Annotated in this window: 5 protein-coding genes; 1 reads left to right on the forward strand and 4 read right to left on the reverse strand. The window is 61.0% G+C overall.

Translation table 11 applies throughout. The annotated features are described in order from the left end of the window. Positions 1–3: 3 nt before the first annotated feature. Positions 4–1,056 (reverse strand): isopenicillin N synthase family oxygenase, encoded by a 1,053-nt coding sequence (locus QMK55_RS00900; RefSeq protein WP_320328424.1) that lies wholly within the window; start codon positions 1,054–1,056, stop codon positions 4–6. A gap of 244 nt (positions 1,057–1,300) precedes the next feature. Continuing rightward, a complete protein-coding gene (gene ycaC, locus QMK55_RS00905) occupies positions 1,301–1,933 on the reverse strand; it encodes an isochorismate family cysteine hydrolase YcaC (protein ID WP_102359026.1) in 633 nt (210 codons plus the stop codon). A 320-nt stretch (positions 1,934–2,253) separates the two neighbouring features. Between ycaC and QMK55_RS00910 the strand changes: the two genes are divergently transcribed. Next, positions 2,254–3,009, forward strand: coding sequence for a helix-turn-helix transcriptional regulator (locus QMK55_RS00910; RefSeq protein ID WP_102359027.1), 756 nt, complete (start codon positions 2,254–2,256; stop codon positions 3,007–3,009). A gap of 65 nt (positions 3,010–3,074) precedes the next feature. Here the strand turns inward: QMK55_RS00910 and QMK55_RS00915 are convergent, their stop codons facing one another. Together QMK55_RS00915 and macA are read right to left on the reverse strand one after the other, a co-directional pair. Beyond that, a complete protein-coding gene (locus QMK55_RS00915; protein WP_320328425.1) occupies positions 3,075–5,033 on the reverse strand; it encodes a MacB family efflux pump subunit in 1,959 nt (652 codons plus the stop codon). A 2-nt stretch (positions 5,034–5,035) separates the two neighbouring features. Further along, entirely contained in the window at positions 5,036–6,184 is a 1,149-nt protein-coding gene (gene macA, locus QMK55_RS00920; RefSeq protein WP_102359029.1) for a macrolide transporter subunit MacA, read from the reverse strand. Positions 6,185–6,250: the final 66 nt, after the last annotated feature.

Consider the following 6,250-nt stretch of genomic DNA (forward strand, 5'->3'; position numbering starts at 1 on the left):
GAATCAGGCGTTGGTGGTCTTGCGCAACGGTGCTCCGGGAATCAGTGCATCGGCATAAAAGCGTCGAGCGACATCAGGATGCGAGCGCAACCGACCCTTGAGGTAGTTCCAGCCGACATCGCGAAACAACGGATTGAGCGGATCACTCGCTGGGCCACGCGCTTCACGTAGCAGCGCGGTGGGCAACGGGTACAGCGGCACCACGGCGTCGAGTTGTGCGCCGAGGAAAAACGCGATGGACAGGCGTTCGCTGCCTTCGGGCGGCGACACCACACGATGCACGGTGGCGCGCAGATAGCCGTTGGTGGCCAGCTCCAGCAGCTCGCCGATGTTCACCACCAGTGTGTTATCGCGGGGCAACGCATCGATCCAGCGCCCCTCCTCGACTTCCACTTGCAGCCCTGCCTGCTGGTCTTGCAGTAGAAAACTCAGGAAACCCGAATCCTTGTGCGCGCCAACGCCCTGATGACTGGCCGCGCGCGCCTGCCCCGGATAGCGCATCAGCTTGATATGTTCGTTGGGCTTGTCGCCGTACAACCGGTCAAAGGCATCGGCTGGCAGCGACAACGCCTCGGCAAACGCCCGCAACAGGCGCAGCGACATCTGCGTCATCGCCTGCTGCCAGTCGAGCAGCAACGGCTTGAGTTGCGGCAGGGCCTGCGGCCATTGGTTGGGCCCCTGCAACCGCGCCCAAAAAGGACTGCCCGCCAACAACGGCAACGCCTCGCGCTCGGCACCGAGATCGAACTGCTCGCGCAGGTCAGGCTGACCACGAGTGATCTCGGAAGCTGCGCGGTTGTAACCGCGAAAGTGCGGCGAATTGATCATGCCGACGGCAGTTTTATCGCTGTCCGGCAAGGCAAAAAACTGCCGCGCCTGATCCTGGACCTGCGCCAGCAAGTCACTGTCGATGCCATGCCCGGTCAGGTAAAAGAAACCGACATCCCGAGCAGCATGGCGCAGGTCTTCGAGAAATTGCCGGCGCTGCTGCGCCGAGCCGTCGAGCAGCGAAAGATCAAGAGTAGGCAGCGTGTTGATGACTGGTGCGTGCGGCATGATTCACTCCCGTGTGAATCAAACCTGAAGAGCCTGTGATCGATTCAGCGTGTGCCGTCATGGCAATCGGGAGGTCTATCGGTTTGATGCTTTGGTTCGTCTGTGAACCAAAACTAAACGATATTAAAAACGCCGGACAAATATCTTTTTTGCATTAGCTTAGCGCTGGGAATGATCAGCGCTGCGGGTGTCGAAAAAACAAAAGCCTGCTCTCCAAAGCAGGCTTTCAGTCTGGTACCAACGCTTACTTCTGCGCTGCGGTAATCGCCGAGTAACTGTTCATCAGGTTGCGATAGTTCGGAATCCGCTGCGACAGCAGATTGCCCAGCCCTTCGATGTCGTTGCGCCAGTCGCGGTGCAGCTCGCAGGCGACCGAGAACCAGTTCATCATTTGTGCGCCGGCCTGGGTCATGCGGCTCCAGGCGGCTTGCTGGACGGTGGTGTTGAAGGTGCCGGAGGCGTCGGTGACGACGAATACATCGAAGCCTTCCGCCAGTGCCGACAGGGTCGGGAACGCTACGCAGACGTCGGTCACGACGCCGGCAATGATGATCTGCTTGCGGCCGGTGGCCTTGATCGCCTTGACGAAGTCTTCGTTGTCCCAGGCGTTGATCTGGCCTGGGCGGGCGATGTAGGGCGCGTCCGGGAACATTTCCTTGAGTTCCGGAACCAGCGGGCCGTTCGGGCCTTGCTCGAAACTGGTGGTGAGGATGGTCGGCAAGTTGAAGAATTTTGCCAGGTCGGCCAGCGCCAGTACGTTGTTCTTGAACTCGTTCGGCGAGAAGTCCTGAACCAGCGAAATCAGGCCGGTCTGGTGGTCGACCAGCAGGACTACGGCGTCGTCTTTGTTCAGGCGGTTGTAGGTTGCAGTGCTCATGGTTGAATCCCTTTTCTTGGTTGTGATGGTTGGGGTTGCGTTGAACATGGGCACAGATTACGGACATGACCTGAACGGATAAATCCGTTGAAAAGCGTTTTACTGTCAACTCACAAGGGACAATCGAGCCACGAGAAGCAGGCGCTGCCTGCAGAAATCCTGATGGTCGCCGGTTATGAGCTAATAACACCTTCATTAAACCGTCTTCCAAACGTTGTACTAGGATAGGATCCAATTCCTGACGTTGTGTCGACCAAAGGAACACGGTCGGCGCAGCATCAGGAATGGATTGTTTCACCTGTAAATCATGGATGACGCTTATGAACTCACACCTGTTCCCCCACATCGGTAAAGTCATCGCCAGCACCGGCAGCCGGCACTTTCCGCGGATGCTGCATGACCTGATCCAGACTCAACTGGCGGTGGACGCCATGCACATCCGCCAGATGCGCATTGAGCCGGTGGGCCGCGCCGCGAACCGCAGCCAGCCGGACCTCGGAAAAGACCCGGCCCAGCTGGCCGAAACGGTGTTCTCCGAGCACAGTGCCGTGCGCAGCGCCGAGCCGGTCGAAGCACAACCGGCGAGTACCGACGCCTCGCAACTGCACCTGACCCGGCGTAAGGACGGCTACCGCTATGTGATCTCGGTGTATCGCCACGATCAGTCGCAACGCTTCTCGGCTCAGGAACGAAGTTTGTTGCAGGATATTTCTCCGGTACTGCTGCCGATGGTGGAAAAACACATTCATGCCCTGCAACCGGTGCGGGCCAGCGCGGAAGATCAGTCGCCCAACGCCGACGGCACGCAACCGGGCCTGGAAAACCTGCGTCAGCGTTTCGGCGAACGTCTGCAGCAACTCGGTCTGAGCCTGTCCAATCGCGAAACCGAGGTGTGCATCGGCCTGCTCGCCGGGCGCACCGCGCCGGAGCTGGCCGAGCAGTTGCAGTTGAAGGTCAACACGGTAGAAAGCTACCTCAAGCGCGCCGCGATCAAGCTGGGCATCAGCGGCCGGCATTCGTTGATGCGCTGGATGTATTCGCCGGAGGACGCCAGCGACGCCACCACGGCGGCCTGAGCCCGCAACCGGACGCAAAAAAACCGCCGCCCTCCCCAGGCAGCGGTTTTTTTTTGGAGCGTCATTCAGTCCCGCGCCAGCGCCTCGATCGGATCCAGGCGCGACGCGTTGCGCGCCGGCACGAAGCCGAAAACGATACCGATCAGGGTTGAGCAGATCACCGCGGTGATCACCGAGGCCAGCGAGAAGACCATTTCCCATTCCTTGATGAACACCGAGAACAGGTGCCCGATGGCATACGACAAGGAAATGCCGATCGCCCCGCCGAGCAGGCAAACCATCACCGCCTCCACCAGAAACTGCTGACGAATGTCCGACTGACGCGCGCCGACCGCCATGCGAATGCCGATCTCCCGCGTGCGCTCGGTGACCGACACCAGCATGATGTTCATCACCCCGATGCCGCCGACCACCAGCGAAATCACCGCGATCAACGACAGCAGCAGCGCCAGCGAACGACTGGTTTTCTGCACGGTCTGCATCACGCTGTCGAGGTTGTTGGTATAGAAGTCCTTGATGCCATGGCGCTGCAGCATCAACTGGTTGACGTGTTCCTCCACCACTTTGCTCGACTGACCGTCCTTCATCCGCACGCTGATGCTGTCGAGGAAACGCTGGCCCAGCAGACGGCCGGCGGCGGTTTCGTAAGGCACCCAGACGTTGAGGGTCTTGCCCGAGGCAAACAGGTTCTTGTTCTGCGCCGCGACCCCGATCACCGTGCACGGCAGGTTGCCGATCAGGATTACCTGGCCCAGCGGATCAACGCCCTCGGCAAACAACCGATGTCGGGTGTTGTAGTCGATCACCACCACCTGCGCCTGACGCCGGGCGTCGTTTTCGCTGAAGGTGATGCCCGCCTCCAGCTTGATCCCGCGCACCTGAAAATACTGGTCGCTGACACCGTTGATCTGCGCATCAAGGTCGATGTTGCGATAACGCAGCAGCATGCTGCGGCCGACCACCGGGGTGGCGCTGTCGACGTAATACAGCTGATTCAGCGCGGTGACGTCCGCCGGCACCAGCGTCTCGATCGAGGCCGCGCGCTTGTCGCCGAAACTGGTGCCGGAATAGATATCGATGGTGTTGCTGCCGATCGCCGAAATGTCCTTGAGCACGTAGCGTTTGGCGCCCTCGCCGATCGCCGAGATCGACACCACCGAGGTGATGCCGATGACGATCCCGAGCATGGTCAGCAAGGTGCGCATGCGGTGCGACACCAGTGCCACCCAGGCCATATTGAACGCCTCTTTGAACAAACCCAGGCTGGCCACCAGCCGGCGGGTCGCCGGTGGTTTCGGCGCGACGTCCTCTTCGCTCGACAGTTGCCCGCAGTCGCGCACGTTGAGGTGGTCGCTGAGGATTTCACCGTCGCTGACTTCGATGATGCGTTCGGCGTTGGCCGCGACTTTCGGGTCGTGGGTCACCAGAATCACCGTGTGCCCGGCCGCGTGCAGCTCCAGCAGGATGCGCATTACTTCCTTGCCGCTGGCGGTGTCGAGGGCGCCGGTGGGCTCGTCGGCAAGGATCACTTCACCGCCGTTCATCAAGGCCCGGGCGATACTCACCCGTTGTTGTTGCCCGCCGGAGAGCTGGCTCGGACGGTGGGTCAGGTGCCCCTCCAGCCCCAGCCGCGCCAGCAACTCCCGGGCCCGGGCGTGACGCTGCGGCGCTGGCGTGCCGGCGTAGATCGCCGGCATCTCGACGTTGTGCATCGCGCTCAGGTGCGGCAGCAAGTGATAGCGCTGGAAGATGAAGCCGAAGTAATCGCGGCGCAGCTCGGCCAGCGCCTGATCGTCGAGGTCGCGGGTCTCCTGCCCGTTGATCTTGTAGCTGCCGGCGGTGGCGTAATCGAGACAACCGAGGATGTTCATCAAGGTCGATTTGCCGGAGCCGGACGCGCCGATAATCGCCACCATTTCTCCGGCTTCGATCGTCAGGTTGATGTTCTTCAGCGCCAGAAACTCGCGATCGCCAGCGGTGAAACTGCGGGTGATGCCGGTCAGTTGCAGCAGCGGTTGCGTCATGCTCAAGCCCCCGCCACGGCGGGCAACGGATCGCCGATCACCACGCGGTCGCCTTCACTCAGGCCCTGATTGATCTGCACCTTGACGTTGTTGTTGATCCCGGTCTGCACGTTGCGCGACTGCGCCTGGCCCTTGCCGTCCAGGACCCGCACCGTAAAGCTGCCGTCGGCGTTGCGCGGCCCGAGCGCCGCCACCGGCACGGTCAGCACCGATTGCGCGGTGTCGAGGACGATGCGCACCTGCGCAGTCATCGAGATGCGCAAGCGGTGGTCGGGGTTGGGCACCTCAAACAGCGCGTTGTAGAACACCGCACTGTTTTGTTTCGGCGTACCGGCGGGTGGCGTTTCGAGGAAGTTCTGCGGTGCCGGTTCAGTGCCGCGCAGCTTGCCGTAATAGCGTTTGTCCTCGCCGAGAATGGTGAAATACACCGCCTGCCCCGGCGCGATGTGAATCACATCGGCTTCCGACACCTGGGCCTTGATGGTCATGGTGTCCAGGTCCGCCAGTTTCAGCAGGATCGGCGCCAACTGGTTAGCGATCACGGTCTGGCCTTCCTGAGTGACAATGCCGACCACGTCGCCATCGATCGGCGCAACGATCCGCGTATACGCGAGGTTGACCTTGGCGGTGTCGATCTGGATGTGTGCGCTCTTGATCTGCGCATCCAGCGACAACAGATTGGCCTGTTGCACTTCGTAGTCCGATTGCGCGGTTTCGAAATCCTGACGCGAGATCGACGCGTCTTCCTGCAGGTTCTGATAACGCTCGTAAATCGCCTTGGTCTGTCTGAGCTGAGCCTGCGTCGCGCGCTTTTGCGCCTGCAGGTTTTCCTCATCGACCTGGGCCTGGCGCAGGGTGTTCTGCAGCACCAGCGGGTCAATTTCCGCCAGCCACTGGCCCTTCTTCACCTTGTCGCCGACCTTGACCTTGAGCGACTTCAACTGCCCCGACACCTGCGCGCCGACGTCCACCTGCTTGATGCCCTCCAGCAAACCGGTGGCGAGCACGGTGTTTTCGATGTCCGTGCGCTCGACCGGCGCGGTCTGGTATTTCGGTGCTTCGGCGGGTGCCTGCACCGTGTACAGCACCAACCCGGCCACCGCCGCCAACGCCAACCCCATACCGACTTTGCGCAACTTCGACTTTTCCATAAATAACCACAAGTCCGTTCAGGGATGGACCCGGCCAGCGGCCGGGTCTTGATAGAAAAACACTAC

Source organism: Pseudomonas sp. P8_229, assembly GCF_034008635.1.
Taxonomy (GTDB): Bacteria; Pseudomonadota; Gammaproteobacteria; order Pseudomonadales; family Pseudomonadaceae; genus Aquipseudomonas.